The 17066-nt window shown below is 69.0% G+C and carries 10 protein-coding genes; 2 read left to right on the top strand and 8 right to left on the bottom strand.

All coding sequences use genetic code 11. From position 1 onward, the window contains the following. Window positions 1-25: 25 nt before the first annotated feature. The 5 genes from ACFU7Y_RS00140 to ACFU7Y_RS00120 form a co-directional block, all read right to left on the bottom strand. Window positions 26-2746: an AAA family ATPase gene (locus tag ACFU7Y_RS00140; RefSeq protein ID WP_380765672.1), complete on the bottom strand. Its 2721-nt coding sequence runs from the start codon at window positions 2744-2746 to the stop codon at window positions 26-28. Between the two features lie 134 nt (window positions 2747-2880). Beyond that, on the bottom strand, window positions 2881-3327 hold the full coding sequence (locus ACFU7Y_RS00135; RefSeq protein WP_224273539.1) for a VOC family protein: 447 nt from the start codon (window positions 3325-3327) through the stop codon (window positions 2881-2883). A gap of 69 nt (window positions 3328-3396) precedes the next feature. Further along, window positions 3397-4752 (bottom strand): alpha/beta fold hydrolase, encoded by a 1356-nt coding sequence (locus ACFU7Y_RS00130; protein ID WP_380765670.1) that lies wholly within the window; start codon window positions 4750-4752, stop codon window positions 3397-3399. A gap of 441 nt (window positions 4753-5193) precedes the next feature. Next, complete coding sequence (locus ACFU7Y_RS00125) at window positions 5194-5553, bottom strand: hypothetical protein (protein ID WP_224273535.1); 360 nt, start codon at window positions 5551-5553, stop codon at window positions 5194-5196. Window positions 5554-5608: 55 nt separating this feature from the next. Next, on the bottom strand, window positions 5609-6091 hold the full coding sequence (locus tag ACFU7Y_RS00120; protein ID WP_380765668.1) for a Dps family protein: 483 nt from the start codon (window positions 6089-6091) through the stop codon (window positions 5609-5611). A gap of 563 nt (window positions 6092-6654) precedes the next feature. Between ACFU7Y_RS00120 and ACFU7Y_RS00115 the strand changes: the two genes are divergently transcribed. Next, the gene (locus ACFU7Y_RS00115) at window positions 6655-7101 is read left to right on the top strand and encodes a hypothetical protein (RefSeq protein WP_224273523.1); all 447 of its coding nucleotides are present in this window, start codon (window positions 6655-6657) and stop codon (window positions 7099-7101) included. Window positions 7102-7985: 884 nt separating this feature from the next. After that, a complete protein-coding gene (locus tag ACFU7Y_RS00110; RefSeq protein ID WP_224273494.1) occupies window positions 7986-10157 on the top strand; it encodes an AIPR family protein in 2172 nt (723 codons plus the stop codon). 635 nt (window positions 10158-10792) lie between these two features. Here ACFU7Y_RS00110 and ACFU7Y_RS00105 read toward each other — a convergent pair. The 3 genes from ACFU7Y_RS00105 to ACFU7Y_RS00095 form a co-directional block, all read right to left on the bottom strand. Beyond that, window positions 10793-12361 (bottom strand): serine/threonine-protein kinase, encoded by a 1569-nt coding sequence (locus tag ACFU7Y_RS00105; RefSeq protein WP_224273492.1) that lies wholly within the window; start codon window positions 12359-12361, stop codon window positions 10793-10795. A gap of 247 nt (window positions 12362-12608) precedes the next feature. Then, window positions 12609-15815, bottom strand: a complete 3207-nt coding sequence (locus tag ACFU7Y_RS00100) for a type I restriction endonuclease subunit R (protein ID WP_224273490.1) — start codon at window positions 15813-15815, stop codon at window positions 12609-12611. 5 nt (window positions 15816-15820) lie between these two features. Beyond that, on the bottom strand, window positions 15821-17011 hold the full coding sequence (locus ACFU7Y_RS00095; RefSeq protein WP_224273482.1) for a restriction endonuclease subunit S: 1191 nt from the start codon (window positions 17009-17011) through the stop codon (window positions 15821-15823). Between the last annotated feature and the right edge of the window lie 55 nt (window positions 17012-17066).

Here is a 17066-nt window from a genome sequence, read left to right as displayed (position 1 = left end):
CCACGGGCCCGTCGGACAACTGCGGTCACCGGTAGGACAGGGCGCCGTCGATCTCGCGGCGGGAGGAGATCCCCAGCTTTGCGAAGACCTTGCGCAGGTGCCACTCGACCGTGCGAGGGCTGAGGAACAACTGCGCGCCGATCTCCGCGTTCGGGTGCCCGGTCGCCGCGAGCCGGGCGATCTGTGCCTCCTGCGGGGTCAGGACCGGCGCGCCGGGGGTCCGCTTGCGGGCGGTCTCACCGGTGGCGAGCAGCTCCCGCCGGGCCCGTTCCGCGAACGCCTCCATGCCCATCGCCGCAGCCGCCTCGTGCGCCGCGCGCAGTTCCGAACGGGCCTGTGCGCGCCGGTTCTGGCGGCGCAGCCATTCGCCGAACAGCAACCGGGCCCGAGCCTCGAACACTCCGAGCCCGCCTCGGCCGAAGTGGTCCACGGCCTCGCGGTAGCGGTCCTCGGCCTGCTCGGGTGCCCCGGTCAGGGCATCGGCGACCGCCTGCGCGCCGAGGGCCCAGGGCGTGCCGGCCCGGCTCCAGTCGGCCAGCAGCTCGCGCGCCCGGGCCGCCGCGGCCGGGTCGCCGGCCCGGGTCGCCGCCTCGACCAGCTCGCTGCACGTCCAGAAGTGCACCACAAGGTCCTTATGCTCTCCGCCGCGCAGCGCCGCTTCCATGGCGAGCGGATAGTTGCCCAGGCCGTTGTGGAGCACGGCCCTCGCGCACGCGGCTACGCCGACGAGTCGGCCCAGGCCGCGCTGCTCGCCTTCGTGTTCCATCGCCTCGATCGCTTCCAGGGCCGGTCGTTCCCGTCCCTGGTACGCGCTGATCAAGGCCGCCGTGGCCGTGCGCGTCACCGAGCCGGTGGCCTTCTCCAGGGCCGCGGCCTCGGCCAGCAGGTCGCCCGCTTGGGAGAAACGCCCCGCGAAGCCCAGCGCGGACGCCTGGTAGGGCAGCGCCGTCGAGAGGAGCGACAGGGTTCCCGTCCGGCGGGCGACGCGGACCGCCCGGTCGCCGATGTCCAGCCAGACCTGGAGGTCGCCCAGCTCCGCGGCGGCGTTCGCGGCCGCCCACAGGGCGGACGGGTCCTCCTCGTCGGTGAGGGAGCGCAGCGCCCGCGCCAACTGCGGAAAGGCGGCGGCCGGCCCGTCCACGCTCCGGGCGACCAGGGCCCTGAGGAAGACTCCCCCCGGCTCGTCGCCGGGCGGCAGGTCGCGAGCGGCCTCGGCAACCCGGCGCAGTGCGCCTTCGTCGTACCGGCCGGCCCAGATGGCCGCGTCGAACGCCGCGAGGCAGGTCTCCCGCGCGAGGGCCGGGTCGAGGTCCCTGAGCCGGCCCGCCGCGTCGAGCAGCGGCTGCACCGCGCCCCTCCCCGAGTCGGTCATGGCTGACGCCTTGGCCCGCAGCCGGCTGGCGTGGGCCTGCTGCAGCCGGTCCAGCGGCCCCAGTTCGGCGGCGGCGAGCAGGTCGGGAACCCGGGCCGGCACGCCCGCGGCGACATGGGCCGCTGCGGCCGCCAGCGCGCGCCGGGCCCGCTCGTTCGGGTCGGGGGTGAGCGCGGCGGCACGTTCCAGGAAGGCCGCGGCGGCCGCCCGGCCACCGCGCGCCAGGGCCCGGTCGGCGGAGCACTCCAGTGCGGCGGCGACCTGCTCGTCCGGCCCGACCGCGGCGTGGGCCTGGTGCCAGGCCCGCCGGTCGGGGTCGCGCTCGGCGTCGGTGGCCTCGGCCAGGGCGCGGTGCGCCGCGCGCAGGGTGGCGGCATCCGCGCCGCGCCAGACGGCCGAACGCACCAGCGGGTGCCGGAACCGCACCAGGGCTCCCAGGGTGATCAGGTCGGCGGCCTCAGCCGGTGCCGCGGCGTCGACCCCGATGCCCATCAGGCGCAGAGCGTGCCACAACAGCGGGCCGTCGCCGACCGGTTCGACCGCCGCAACCAACAGCAGGGCGCGGGTGTCGGCCGGCAGCGCGTCGACACGCCGACGGAAGCCTTCCTCGATCCGGGTCGCCAGCGGGCCGGCGCCGGGGCCTCCGAAGCCGAACGCCAGCTCCGCCGGCGACAGGCCCCGGGGCAGCTCCAGCAGGGCGAGCGGGTTCCCGCCGGTCTCGGCGACGATCCGGTCCCGCACGCGGGCGTCGACCGGCCCCGGCAGGGCGCTGTCGAGCAGCGTCCGGGCGTCGGCGTCGGCCAGCCCGCGCAGGGCGAGCTCCGGCAGACCTGCGAAGCCCTCCTCCGGCCTCCCGCCGGTGGTCCGCTCGGCGAACACCAGCGCCACCGATTCGGCGTCCAGCCGCCGCCCGACGAACGCCAGGATCCGCTGGGACATCAGGTCCAGCCACTGCGCGTCGTCGACCAGGCACACCAGCGGGGACCGGGCCGCCGCCTCGGCGAAGAGACCGAGGACCGCGATCCCGACCAGCAGCATCTCCGGCGCCTTCCCCGCGCTCAGACCGAACGCGACCCTCAGCGCGTCCTGCTGCACCGCCGGCAGCCGGTCGAGCCGCGGCAGCAGCGGGGCGCACAGCTGCTGCAGGGCGGAGTAGGCGAACTCGGACTCGGCTTCGACGCCGGCCGCGCGGATGGTCTGCCACTGCCCCGCCCGCCCGGCCAGATGGTCGAGCAGCGCCGACTTGCCGACGCCCGCCTCACCCCGCAGCACCAGCACCCGGCTGCGCCCGTCGCGCACCTCGCGCAGCAGGCGGTCCAGCGCCTCCACCTCCCGGGTACGCCCGAGTAGCTGGTGGTTCGCGGGCTGCGGCATGGCACCTCCGGGACGAGTTCCTCCCGGAGGAGCTCCACCCATCCTACGAACACCGGGACCCGCTGAGCTGCGCGGATCCGGTCACCCCCGGCCGCCCTCGCCGGCCCGGTGCCGGACGGCCGGTGCACGGGTGGTCAGCGTCCGGGGGCCCGGAGGGTGACCTCCTGGAGGAACCACTCGTTGCCGTCGGGGTCGGCGAAGCGGGCGAAGGTACCGTAGCTGGGCCGTCCCGGGGCGACGCCGGGCACCCGGTGGGTCCCGCCGGCGTGGTGGAAGACACCGGTCTCGTCGTGGAACGGGCCGTCGATGTCGACTCCGCGCCCGGCGAGTTCCTTGACCGCCCGCTCGATGTCGGTCACGACCAAGTGCAGTCCCCGGGCGAAGCCCACGGGGAGCGCGGTCAGTCCCTCCCCGAAGACGACCGAGCAGGCGGAGCCGGGCGGGGTGGCCTGGACGATCCGGTAACCCTCGTCGATCGGGAAGTCCGCGTCGAGGCGGAAGCCGAGCGTGTCGACGTAGAACTCCTTGGCGATGTCGACGTCGGAGACGGGCAGGACGATGACTTCGAGCTTCAGCTCCACGGGGGTGTTCTCGCTTTCAGGAGGAGGGGGTGGTGGATTGCCGTGCGCTGCGGTCGCGGGAGGTCCCTGCTACCTCAGCGACCGGAAGGCGGTGCGGAGTTCTTCGGCCAGGAGCTGCGGCTGCTCCCAGGCGGCGAAGTGGCCGCCCTTGTCGACCTCGTTCCAGTGGATGATGTTGCCGAAGGTCCGCTCGCCCCAGCTGCGCGGCGCGGGGTAGATCTCGGCGGGAAAGACCGTCACCGCGACCGGCAACTTCGGGATGGACACCGCGTTGAACGGTCCGCCGCCGGCCTGGGTGCCCTCCCAGTACAGCCGGGACGACGACGCACCGGTGCCGGTCAGCCAGTACATCGAGATCGCGTCGAGCATCTCGTCGTAGGTGAGGACCTTCTCGGGCACGCCGGCCGAGTCCGTCCACTCCGCGAACTTGTCGTAGTAGTAGGAGGCCATGCCGACCGGGGAGTCGGTGAGGGAGTAGGCGATCGTCTGCGGGTTCCGGTTCATCATCGCCGCGTAGCCGAAGCCGTCGCGGTAGAAGTGCAGCAGCCGCTCGTACGCCCGCTTCTCCTCGGCCGACAGGTTGGCGGGGGTCGGGTCGAAGTTGCGCAGCCGGCGCAGGATGTCGTCCGGCACGGTCCCCGGCATGTTGACGTGGATGCCGAGCAGCCCCTTCGGCTGCTGGACGGCGAGCACCTCGGAGAGGATCGCGCCGTGGTCGCCGCCCTGCGAGACGTACTCCGGGTACCCGAGGCGCCTCATCAGCTCGTGGAAGGCGGGCGCGATGCGGGCGAAGTTCCACCCGGGCCTGGTCGGGTTACCCGAGAAGCCGTAGCCGGGCAGGGTCGGCAGCACCAGGTGGAAGGCGTCCTCGGCGCGGCCGCCGTGCGCGGTGGGGTTGGTCAACGGGTCGATGACCTTCAGCAGTTCGACGATCGACCCGGGCCAGCCGTGGGTCATCAGCATCGGCATGGCTCCGGCGTGCGGGGAGCGGATGTGAGCGAACTGGATGTCCAGTCCGTCGATCTCCGTGATGTACTGCGGCAGTTCGTTGAGGCGCCGTTCCAGCTTGCGCCAGTCGTACCGGGTGCCCCAGTACTCCATCAGCGGCCGCACCTTCGCCAACTGCGCGCCCTGGCTGCGGTCGTCGACCGTCTCCCGGTCGGGCCACCGGGTCGCGCGGACGCGCCGCCGCAGGTCGTCGAGGTCTGCCTGCGAGACCTTGATACGGAACGGGCGGATCCCTGCTCCCGACCGCGGTGCCCAGCCCGGCGTCGTCCCGGCGTCTGCCGATGCCGCCCCTCGGCCGGTGGCCGCCTGGGCCGGGGCGGACAGGCCGACCTGGCCGGCGACGACACCGGCCGCCGCGAGACCGAGGAAACGGCGTCGACCGGTGGTGGGCCGGTTCGTGTTTTCGTGCGCTGCCATCGAAGACTCCTTGTGTCGGAACGGGATGTGAGGTGCTCCGCCAGCCGTCGGCCGGAGGCACCTGACGGCATGGCTCGCCGGCCGGCTGTCCTGGCAGGTGGACACCGCTGACGGTGCGGGGCGTCCGGGTGCGCGCCTGGGGCAGCCGGAGCGAAAAGCGGGAGACCCGGCCCGCGTTGACGCGTTGGGTGACCGTCCGACCGTCCGCCCGTCCGCCGAACACCAGGCGGTCGGCTCACTGCGGCCTGTGCAGGACGGCGGGGCAAGGGAGTGCCGGGTGACGGGCGGGCCCGGTGTGCGTCTCGGGGCCGGCAGCGGACGGCGGCCCGCTTGCGCTGCCCCGGGGCATCACCCGCCTACCCGGCACCCCTCATGACAGGGGCTTCGAGACCTCCGTGTGGAGAGGTCACCGAAGGCCGTACTGCCCTGGTCCGGGTGGCGTCAGGCCGGGACCACCCGGTAGCTCAGCACCGGCCACGGCAGGTTGGACTGGGCCAGCGAGCCGGTGGCCCACGGGTTGGCGCCGGTGCAGCCCGCACCGGAGTACAGCACCACGGACGCGGAGCCGGAGGCGACCTGGACCGATCGGGCGGGCGCCGACAGCGTGTGGCACGGGCCGAAGTCGTCGAGGTCGACCGCGGTCACCGCGCCGCTCCCGCCGGTGCCTGAGTAGAGGTGGGCGCCCGGCTGCAACGGAGGCCAGCCGGCAGCGTGTGCCGATCCGGCACCGAGGCCCATCACGGCCGCGACGACGGTCGCCGTGGCGGCCGAGCCGCGGAGCATGGCCTTGGGTGTGAACATGTGAACCACCTTTCCGTGTGTGTGATGGTGTTGCTGGAGGGTGCTGTTGGAAGGATCAGGCCCGGTTCTCCACCTGGAACATCCAGCTCTGCTTCTCCAGTTCGGCGATCAGCCCGATCAGCAGATCCTCGGTGACGGCGTCCGCCTCGCCGGTCGCGCCGATGCGCTCGCGCCGTCGGCGGATGACGGTGGCGAACGTGTCCACCAAGGCGTTCACCACGGCCCTGTCCTCCAGCCATCCCTGCGGAACGGAGGGAAGGGCGCTGGTGGCGGCGATGGTCGCGGCCCGGCCGTCCGGGGCGACACCCAGCGCGACGGCGCGTTCGGCGACGGTGTCCGAGAAGTTCCGGGCCGTGGTGGCCACCTCGTCGAGCTGCACGTGCAGGGACCGGAAACGCGGACCGTACAGGTTCCAGTGCGCCTGCTTGGCCGTCAGGGCGAGATCGAGGAGGTCGACCAGGGTGGCCTGGAGAGCACTGCCGGCGACTGCTCGGGCGCTGTCGGACAGCGGGCTGCTGATGACGGGAGGTACAGACATGGCGTGTCCCTTCGGGGCGGGCGGGCGTTCTCCATCATTGGCTCCGCACTGCCGTTCGGCATCGGTCATTTGACGGCATGTCCGTTTTGCCGTGGGCGTCTCCCCAGTGGCCGGGGCAGCAGCTACCGACCCGCTTCGCCATGCGGCCCTCGCCTCTTTCGACACCGCCCCCCGTGTCCCTGCGGGCTTCGACCGTCAGATGACCGATCCGGGAATCCACCGACAGACGAAGGGTGGGAGCCACAGCCGACACACGGCCGCCGGGAAACGAAGGATCCGGCCCGGGGGCTGAGCTGCCCTGCATTTCGTGGAGTCCGCGATTGTGTGATCAAGCGGTCTGGATCACCTGCACATGCCGAAGCACAACGCGGAGTGGTGGTGGGACAAGCTCCGGAACAACGTCCGTCGTGACGAGGACACCGACGCGCACCTCGTCCGACTGGGGTGGCTCCCCCTGCGGGTCTGGGAGCACGAGGCCGTGAACACCGCAGTGGCCAAGGTGGTCGAGGCCCTCGCGTTCCAAGGGCACCCCGGGCGATGGGGATCCAGGGGCGGGGCGGACGGTGATCACGGAAGGCGACCGCTACCGCGCGTACGTCGCCAACGACCTCATCCCCGCAATCGGCAGCATCCGCCTCGACGACCTCGGCTACCCCCACATCGTCGGCCTCGTCCACACTCAGCTCACCCACGGACGAGGCCGCGTCACCGTCCACCAGATCCTCGCCACCCTCTCCAGCGCACTCGGCGACGCCGTCCGACACCACCGCCTGGCCACTAACCCCGCCCGGCCAACAGTCATCCCGCGCCCAGCCGCCGCCGAACGCCACATCTGGACTCCGCAAGAGGCCGTCCGATTCCTCCGCTACTGCCACGCTGTCGACCCGCCTTTCGCCGACCTCATCGAGCTGCTCATCGGCACCGGCACCTGTCGACCAACGCCAACATCTACAGCCATCTCACGACCAAAGCCGCCCGCGACGCCGTCGACACCATCGACAAGACACTGACGACCATCGACGGAGTCGGCACTCCCCGGCTCGCATCCCCAGGCCGCGACCACCCAGCGACCACAATCCGCAGCTCCACAACCAACTCACCCTCACCAAGAGGCCGGAAGGAGCAACGAGTTACCGAAACATCGCCCAGCCGCCGCCAGAACGGTGCGACCACCATGCGACCATCAGTCGACGGAGCATCAAAAAGGCCGTTCCCGCCAGAAGCGGAAACGGCCTAAGACCTGCAGTGATGCAAGTCGGGACGACAGGATTTGAACCTGCGACCCCTTGACCCCCAGTCGCCCGGCAATGCGCGATCCAGCCTGATGTGCGCTGAACGGAACGCGCCGTCCGTGTTGGAGGACGAGGCTCGCGCGCATCGATCTACCAGGTGTGGTCCCTGCTTCGTCCCCAACAACAAGGCTACGTCTCCCGATCTGCCGACCGCTGTGGTGCACTGCCAGAAGTTTGCGATCTTGCGCACCCATCTCGCCGGCCGTTTCTGTTGGGTCCTCCGGGGCCGGCTTGGCCAGTCTCTGCTGCTGCAGATGTAGCAGGGCATCAGAAAGGATCTCTGCAGGAAGCTTCGGCGTTTGCGCTTGGTCGCGACCACGGCGATGGCCGTGATCGCGTCGTGGTCGAGGCTGCCAATCCCGGTGCGTAGGTGGGCCAGCAAGGCCCTCCAGTTGGATGGACAGGCAGCCGAGGTGAGGTCGCCTACCTCGGTAGCGGAAGGTCTTGTAGTCATACTCTGTGCGTTTCACTTCGTAGCGCTCCCACAGGGTGCACGAACCCCATTCTGTGAACGCACCGCGCGGCACGTACTGGCCGTGGGAGGATCTTGGGCTGCGGGCCAGTCGTGCACCAAACCGTCGCGGCCCGGGGAGGGATCGACCATGACGACCAAACACGCCGGGGGCGGCGAGCCAGACGTGGCCTTGCAGGTCCGCCAGGTGAGGCAGGCCCTGAAGGCCGTCTACGTGGACTCCGGACTCATCGACGGCAGCGACCTGGTCGGGAAGACGGGCGACGACCTCGAGAAACGCATGCTCTCGCGAGCCCTCTGTGCCCAGGCTGTCCGGATCGTCACCGGCTTCAGCCCGCAGGAAGCGGCGCTCACGGTGATCGATGGCATCGCCGACAAGGGCATCGACGCCATCGCCGTGGTGGACGGCCCGGACCCGCACGTCTATCTGGTCCAGGCTAAGTGGAGCAAGGACGGCAAGGCCAAGGGCGAGCGGGAGACGGTCTGGGAGCTACTTGCGGGACTGCGGCTCATCGACGACGAGGACTTCGCCGCGTTCAACCCGCGCGGGCGGCAGCTTGCTGAGCACGCCAAGGTTGTCATGGCCAAGGGCCCGACCCCGGTCACTCAGGTCGCGGTCCTCATGCGGGCCGATGAGGTGAGCGAGGGATTCCGCCACGCCCTCGTCGACGGTGAGAGGGAGTTCAACCGCCACGGGGACGTGCTGGACCACCGGATCATCCTGGCGCCCGAGGTCTGGGCCTCCGTGCGCGACGACCTGGCGCCCCAGCCGGTCCAGCTCACGGCCAATCTGTTCCCTTGGTTCGCCATCAGCCTTCCGTACGAGTCGTACCAGGGTGTTGTTGAGGCTGAGCAAGTGGCTGAGTGGATGGGCCATGGCGCAAACCTGTTCAACCTGAACATCCGCAATCCGCTCGGCAGAACGCCGATCAACAACGAATTGATCGGCACCCTCACTGAGGAGCCTGCCAAGTTCTGGTACTTCAACAACGGCGTCACGGTGCTCTGTGAGTCGGTGGAGAGGACGAATCAGGCCATCCGGAACCCCCAGTCACGCCCTATCACCCTGACCCTTCACAATGCCAGCGTGGTCAATGGCGCCCAGACTGTCCGGTCGGTCGCCGAGGCCGTCGCAGCCGATGAGTCGGCCGCGGACGCACAGGTGGGGGTCAGGATCATCGTGACCGGCAAGGCTGCGGAATTCGCAAAGCGCACTACCCAGGCCACCAACCGGCAGAACCGCGTGGAAGCACGCGACTTCATCGCTCTCGACCCGGTTCAGGCCGCCATCCTGGAAGAGATGCGGGCCGAACTCGGTTTGGAGTACAGCGTCCGGCGCAGCGAACTGGACCCCACCGAGGACTCCGGCTGCTCCGTGGTGGAAGCCGCCTGCGCGCTCGCCTGCGCCCACCCCGACAGTCAATACGTGGCCAGGATGGCAACTACCCTCGACGTGCTGTGGGAGCGGGGTTCACAGGGCATCTACGACGTGCTGTTCCGGCCTCAGCCCAGCGCTCACCTGCTGTGGAACACTGTGCAGATCCTGCGGGAGGTCCGCCGCACCCTGCACACCCTGCGCCCGGGGTATGAAGGTCGAGGTGCCGCGCTCACCGAACAGGGTCTCTACCTGCTCACCCATCTCGTCTTCCGCCGGCTTGACACCGAGTCCATCGACGAGCCGGACCCCACGCAGGAATGGGCTTCTGCTGCCGTGGCACAGGTACCCGGCCTGGTGAAGGACCTGCTGCCCGCGGTTGCCGCAGCGATCGACGAACTCTACGGCGAACGCTCACAGATTCGGGCCGTGTGCGCGGACGTCGCCCGCTGTCGGGAGGTCGCAGACCGCGTACTACACGCCACTGCCGCACCCGGGGACCTGCCAGCACCCGACAAGTACCGCCGAGTCCCGGCACAGCGCAAGCCCCGTCGCCCCAACGCTGTGCACGTCCTCATCGACCGGGGAGTACTTGACGAAGGCGCCTCGCTCACGCTCACCACGGCCTACCCGTTGGAAGCCGAGGCCCTGAAGGACTGGCTGGCCCAGGACGAGAAGCGCAGCCGGGCCACCTGGACCAAGCACCGCACCAAGCCGGTCCTCTGGGCAGCCGATGGCAAGCAATATTCGCCGTCCGGCCTGATCACCCGGATGTGGGAACTCGCGGAGTGGGAACAACGGCCTGTCGCCAATCAGGGCACAGCCCGATGGGTTACCGCAACCGGTGAGACCCTCGCCGATCTAGCGTGGCGAATTCTCGGCGAGCTTGAGGAACCGGACGACGGCGAAGCGCCAGCACGCAACTGACAGAGCGGGATCAGTCCGTGCTGGTCGTGGGTGTTGCCGGCGGAGATACCGACGACGAGGGGCAGCCCGCTGCGGTCGGACAGGACGTACACCTTGGAGCTGGGCTTGCCCCTGTCGACGGGGCTGGGACCGTACGATCCCCCTTCGCGCACGGCCGTGCACCGAGTCGACGATCAGCCGCGACACATCGAGCACGTCCGCGGCGGCCAGGCGCTCCAGCATCACCCGCCTCAGCCGACGCCACAGGCCGTCCCTGGTCCAGATCGTGAAGCGGCGGTGCACAGCGTCTTCGACAGCCCGAAGCACGGCGGCAGATGCCGCCAGGCGCACCCGGTCGTCAGCTTGTAGACAACCGCCGCGAACATCGCCTCGTCGTCCAGGTTCGTGGTCCCACTGCCCCTGCGGCCGCACCCGCACCGCCGGCAGCAACGGCTCCACCGGATCCCAGAGGCCATCAGGAACGGTCCAGCCCCACCCGCCACTCCCATGACCGATCCAACGACCTGATCACCATATGGACACGCTGTAAGGCCCCGACGCCCTGCTCGCTGGCAAAGCGTCGGGGGCGAAGCTGAACCAGGCTCGCCAGCAGCGGACCACGTCAGAGCGATGGCCGATGGTTGAGGGCGCTGCGGTCAGTCAGGGGCGCGACCGTTCAGGTCCAGGCGGATGCGGGCAAGCATTTCCACCACCTCCAGGACCAACTCGTCCTCAGGGCCGTAGACCATGACCAGGTCCTCCTGAAGAGGCTCCAGGAGTCGCAGGGCCTCGGCGACACTGCCCCGTGCGAGGAGGAGAACGGCGATGCCGTGACGAAGGTCGATGGCTTCCTCGCTGACGTCGCCGTCGAGCGCACGGACAGTGTCGAGCACGTCCTGAAGTTCGTGGAGAGCCTCGGTGACCTGACCGAGTTCGGCGCGGCAGCGGGCCGCCTGGGCCCGGCATTCGCGGGCGGACGTGCTGGTGGGGCCAGCGGTCCGGCCGAAGGCGGCGGCCAGGGTCTCGAACTCGGGCAGGGCGGCCCGGTAGTCGCCGCCGAGGAAGCGGATCACGGCGCGCCGTTCGCGCAGGCCGAGAACCTCCTTGCTGTCGGTCCCGAGCGCGTGGGCGGCCGGTTCGATGATAGCGCCGAGTACCTCCACTGCCTGGGCGAACCGCTCGTCGCCCAGGAGGAGATCCGAGTGGGCATACGCCTCCTTGATCGCGGCGCGTACCTGCTCCAGGACGGGCAGCGGCTGGAGTTCGACCGTGGTGGGCGTGCGGACGATTGCGGGCGGCTTCTGCACCCGGGAGCGGGGCGCGTAGGGGTGGCGGAAGAGGCGGGTCGGGTCCGGAGCTCCAAGGGGGCCAGCCTCGGCCTGTGTGGGCACGGAGCCGGCTGCCGGCAGGAAGGGCAGGAGGCTCTCGTAGACCTCCTGGGTGTCGGCGGGGCGGCTCTCCGATGCCTTGCGCAGGAGGTGAAGGACGAGCTTCTCCAACGGCTCGGGCACATCGGCGCGGAGCAGTCGCAGTGGGATTGGTGGGGCGGTGAGGTGCTGGTGCATCAGTGCGTACTCGTTGCCCTCGAAGACTGGTCGGCCGGCGAGGAGTTCATGCAGCAAGCAGCCGAGGGCGTACAGGTCCGTCTGCGGGGTGATCCGCCCACCGCGGACCTGCTCCGGCGACATGTACTGGTGGGTGCCGATGGGGCTGCCCGTCGCGGTGAGCTTGGTGATATCCGTCCGCAGGATCGCCGCGATGCCGAAGTCGAGGACCTTCACCGTGCCGTCGCGGGCGACGAGGGTGTTGCTCGGCTTGAGGTCGCGGTGGATCACTGGGACGTCGTGCGCGTGGGAGAGCACGGTGGCAACCTGGGCGGCGACGGCTGCGGCCCAGCTGACGGGCAGCGACTGGTTGGGCTGGAGGTAGGCGGAGAGCGGCACGCCCTCGACGAGTTCCATCACCAGGAACAGCCGCTCGTAGCTGTCGTCCAGCACCGCGTCGTAGACCTGGGGCACGCCGGGGTGCTGGATGCGTGCAGTGATGCGCGCCTCCCGGCGGAACCGCTTGGCCAGTTCCTCGGCCAGCTGCGGCGAGGTGACCGCCGCCTGTCGGATCAACTTCACCGCCACGGGCCGGTCGAGCACGGCATCGTAGCCGCGCCAGACGTCGCCCATACCGCCGTGGTTAAGCTCGTCCAGGAGTTCGTAGCGATCGGAGATCATGGTCGCCGGCACGCGGCTACCCCCGTTTCTGCGTGCGTGGTCGATGGCTGTGGTGTGTGGTGCAGCAGTTCGGTCCGGGTCGGTGCGGGTACCGGCCGGCTGCGACTCCGGGTGCTCGAACGTGCCGGGACGCGTACCTAGTGTGGCGTGTGTGGCGATCACCGGTCCAGGCTCTTACGCGCCCCCCCGGCGCGGTAGGCGGACCGTTGTGGGCCGCCTACCGTGCCGGGCTGTGGTGCCGCCGGTGTCAGGCCGCGTCGTCCACGCCCTCCTCGCGCCTGATCATGCGCCAGGCGGCGCGGCGAGCGCTGCGGTTGAGACTGGACTGGAACCCCTTGTCAGGGGCGAAGTACCGCTTGCCGAGGTCGGTGACGATGCCGACGTAGTCCTCGACCTTGTCGGCGAAGACCCGGTCGAAGACCTTGCCGAAGTTGTCCTCGTCGTTCACGACCGCCGCCTGGCGGACCTCAGTCTCGGCGAGGGTCGCGTTGAAGGCAGGCAGCAGGTCCTGCTCGGTGAAGTCCGTTCCGAACTTGTCGTTGAACTTAGCGATGAGCTCGGACAGCAGGGACTTCTCCTGCTCCTTCGTGCCGCCCACACCCTCCCCGACGTTCCGGATCAGGGCCGGCTCTTCCACGGTCAGGCCCACGTCGTACTCGCCGGTCTTCTCCACCCGCAGGTGGCTGAGGTCCACCTCCCCGATGTCGACACCGCCGTCGGCCCGGCGCGGCAGCCGATTGAGCAGATACCGCCCGTACAGGTGGAGCCGCTCCAGGTCGGGGTCGGTGTACGGGACGATCTGCGCCAGGAAGCCGTACTTGCGCACGTAGTCGTGCAGGTTCGCGCGGAAGTCCTCAGCCGTCTTCTGGTCGTCCTCGTCCTCACTGTTCAGCAGCGCCTCGAAGCGGACCACCGCCGGGGCGAGCAGCCGGTACAGCTCTGCGTGCAGCTTCTCCCACTTCGTAGCGGACCCGCCAGCCATTTCCTGCGCGGCGAAGTACGCCTCGGCGAACTCGTCCATCTCGCGTGCGGTGAGGATCGGTGCGGACATGACCCGGCTCTGCGCCTCGTAGAGCAGGTTCGGGTCGGACGGGAACGTCCGGGCCTCCAGGAAGTACGGGCTGAAGGCAGCCTTGATGTCCTCGGCCTCGTTGACGAAATCGATGACTGCGAGGTCCGCTTGTGTCTTGCGCTCGGCGGTGCGGTTCAGCCGCGACAGCGTCTGCACGGCGGAGATACCGGTGAGCGTCTTGTTGACGTACATGGTCGTCAGCAGCGGCTGGTCGAAGCCGGTCTGGTACTTCTCCGCAACAACCAGGATCCGGTACTCCGGCTTGCCCGGGCCGCCGGCACGGACGGCCTTGTCGTCGGCACGGGTGTAGGCGAAGGCCTTGGGCAGCGCGCCCTCGGACAGCCCGTCGTTCTCCTTGGGCTCGGTCGTCTCCTCGCCCTCGAAGGTGAGAGAGCCGGAGAACGCCACCAGCACACCGAGGTCCGGGTACTTGACGTCGTAGCCGAGGTCCTTGAGATAGCTCTTGATCGCACGGGACATCTGCACGGCGGACTGGCGGGACGCCGTCACCACCATCGCCTTGGCACGACCCCCGAGCCGTCCGCGGGTGTGAGCGAGGAAGTGCTCCACGATCACCTGGGCGTGCTGGGCCACGGTGTAGTCGTGCGTCAAGGCGAACCGGGCGAGCAGGGGGTTCGCCTTCTTCGGGTCGACCTCGCGCTCCTCCGGGTTCTTGTTGACCAGCTTCCAGTAGGTGTCGTAGGTGACGTAGTTGCGCAGCGGGTCGAGGATGAAGCCCTCCTCGATCGCCTGTCGCATCGAGTAGGTGTGGAAAGGACGGTACTTGGCCTCGCCATCGACGTCCTGGAGCGTGCCGAACAACTCCAGGGTCTTCGCCTTGGGCGTCGCCGTGAACGCGAAGTAGGAGAGGTTCGCGGCGTGGGAGCGCTGCGAGGCCTTGTCCTTGAGGCGCTCCTGAAGGGTCGCGGGGGCCTCGGTGCTTGCGGCCTCGGTGGCTCCCTTGTCGTCGGAGTCCGCGTCGAGGCCGAGGTCGCGCAGGGCGGCCCGGACGGCGGTGGCCGCGTCGCCCGACTGGGAGGAATGAGCCTCGTCCACGACGATGGCGAAGTTGTGGCCCTGTATCTCGGTCGGGTTCTGCTTGAGGAAGTTGAGCAGGGCCGGGAACGAGTGGAGGGTGACCGTGACGATCTTCCCGGTCTCCCGGGAGAGCGCCCGCGCCAGCTGGGCGCCCTTCGCGCCCTGGTTCTCGTCGATCTTCACAACAAGTCCGGCGGTCTGCTCGAAGCTGCCGACCGTCTCCCGGAGCTGGGAGTCCAGGTTACGGCGGTCGGTGATGACAATGACCTTGTCGAACACCGGCACACCCGGCTTGAGGCCGGCCGCCAGAGCATCCGGGTCCAGACCGGCCGGATCGGTGGGCGTGTGCAGGTCGCTCAGCCGGTGGGCGAGCCAGCCGATGGTGTTCGACTTGCCCGATCCGGCGGAGGCCATGACCAGGTAGTTGTGCCCGGCCCCGTGGACGGCGGCGTGGGCGGTGAGCTTCCGCACCACGTCCCACTGGTGGAAGCGGGGGAAGATCAGCTTCTGGGTGCTGCCGCCGCCCGGCGTCTTCTCCTTGTGGAGATGAACGAACCGCTGGAGGAGATCCAGCCAGTTGTCGCGCTGCCAGACCCGCTCCCACAGGTAGGAGGTGGCGTAGGTGCCGGGCGTGGTGGGGACGGGGTTCCCCTTGCCGCCGGGCTCGCCCGGGCCCTCCGAGCCGGTGTTGAACGGGAGGAAGTGCGTCTTCAGCCCGCGCAGTTTGGTCGCGACGAAGACCAGGTCGGGATCGACGGCGAAGTTCGCGACGACGCGGCTCGTGAAGATCAGCTCGCTGGGGTCGCGCTTCTCACGGTACTGCTTCTTGGCCTTGTCGACTCCCTGACCGGTCAGCGGGTTCTTTAACTCGGCGGTGGCGACCGGGATCCCGTTGAGGAAGAGGGCCAGGTCGAGCCGGTTGCCCCGGTCGGCCTGCTTCGTCGCATACTCCAGCTCACGGACGACGGTGAGGTGGTTGGCCCGGTAGCCGTCGAGGACGGAGTCGTCCTCGACCAGGTTGGGGCGGAAGTACGCAACCCGGAGAAGGACGCTGCGGTCCTTCACGCCCTCGCGCAGCACCTTGAGCAGCCCGTCGCTGGCGATCGCCTGCCCGAGACGCTTCGCGAACCCGCGCTGCGCCTCGGTCTGATCGCCGGCGTACTGGGTGGTGACCAGCTCCTCCCACTCGTCACCCTGGGTCTTGCCGATGAAGCTGAACAACTCCTTGGTGTCCAGCCCGAGCTCGGCCCGGTAGTCCTCCGGCCGGGCCTCACGCCACCCGCGCTCGGTCATCGCGGCGACGATGGCCGCGCCGAAGGCGGCCTCGGTGTGGATCGGGGGCATGGCGTTTACTCCGTAACTCCTCGACCGGATGCGGTGGACACGTCGAACTGGCCGGTGACGGCTGCGGTGATGAGGGCTTGGCGGCGCTCGGCGAGCAGGCTCATTTGGCGCCGGACCTTGTCTACAAGGACATCAATTCGAGTATTCCGATCGCGAATCGTCTTAACGATCCTAATCTGGCTCTCGAGCGGCGGCAGCGGGATACGCAGCATCTGAAGGTCCGGCACATAGATGGTTTTATGCGTGGACCCCATAGCGAGGCGCCCCAGCAGGTCTGGTCGCATAGCCCGCAGACACCACAAGAGGTAATACGAGTTGAGGTCTGGGCCGCAAGTCCACGTCGCGAAGTCCTGACTTGTGGCCATGTCCAAACCCATGATGCCAGAGTATCCTGCCGAAGCAGCCGTCCGGCAGAGGAATACGGTCCCAGCTGGATGCAATTCAGCGGAAGAGTTCTCTAGCCCCAACTTGCTAATCTTTTCGCGCGTTTCGTAGAGCTCCTCAATGCGGTCATTACGGACCTGCTTGACCTCGCCGGTAGTGATCCACGGGATATCGCAGCCAATCCACCACTCAGGTCGTGATCGACTGGGCGTGTGGCCACTGCCCATGCGGGCCAAGAGGCCGATGCGGACCTCTGGCCAGCTCTCTGGAATTGATTCGAGCCATGGGAGTGTGGACTGGCGACGATCAGCTTCCTCAATGCCTGAAACGGCTGCGACCACGCCTGATTTCCTGCGCTCGGCAAGGCGGTCGAGAACCCTCTGCTCGGTGCTCACCAAAGCATCGATGCGCGAGGTCTCGGCGTCGAGGAAGTCGGCGATCCTGCGCTGCTCTTCCAGCTTGGGCAGGTCAACCCGAAGGTCCCGCAGGAAGCTGTCCGGCACGCGCTGCTGGCCAGCTACACCGTACATCTCCGCTTCGCCCAATTTGAGAAAACTATGAGTATTGACGACATGGAGCAGAAATCGCGGGTCGATGCTCGGGCCCGGGCGTACTACGTGAAGCTCCGTCGTGCCAGCTCCAACTCCTCCCAAGAGGCCAGTGATGCGGATTGCGCGGCCAGCTTCAAACGTTGGCGTAATTTTGGGAACCAGAACGTCTCCGTCCTGGAAGCGTGTGTAGCCTGTAGCGACGGAAGCCTTGGTCCGTTGACGCGTGGTGTCCAGCCGATCGCCTGGCCAGACAGCCTCCATGGGAAGGAATGTCAGGTGATCCTCATCGTTTAGACGGTCAAATGCCGGAGTCAGA

The organism is Kitasatospora sp. NPDC057542 (assembly GCF_042801945.1).
GTDB lineage: Bacteria > Actinomycetota > Actinomycetes > Streptomycetales > Streptomycetaceae > Kitasatospora.
The sequence above is the reverse complement of the archived record's forward strand: the minus strand, read 5'-3'. Positions and strand labels throughout refer to the sequence as shown.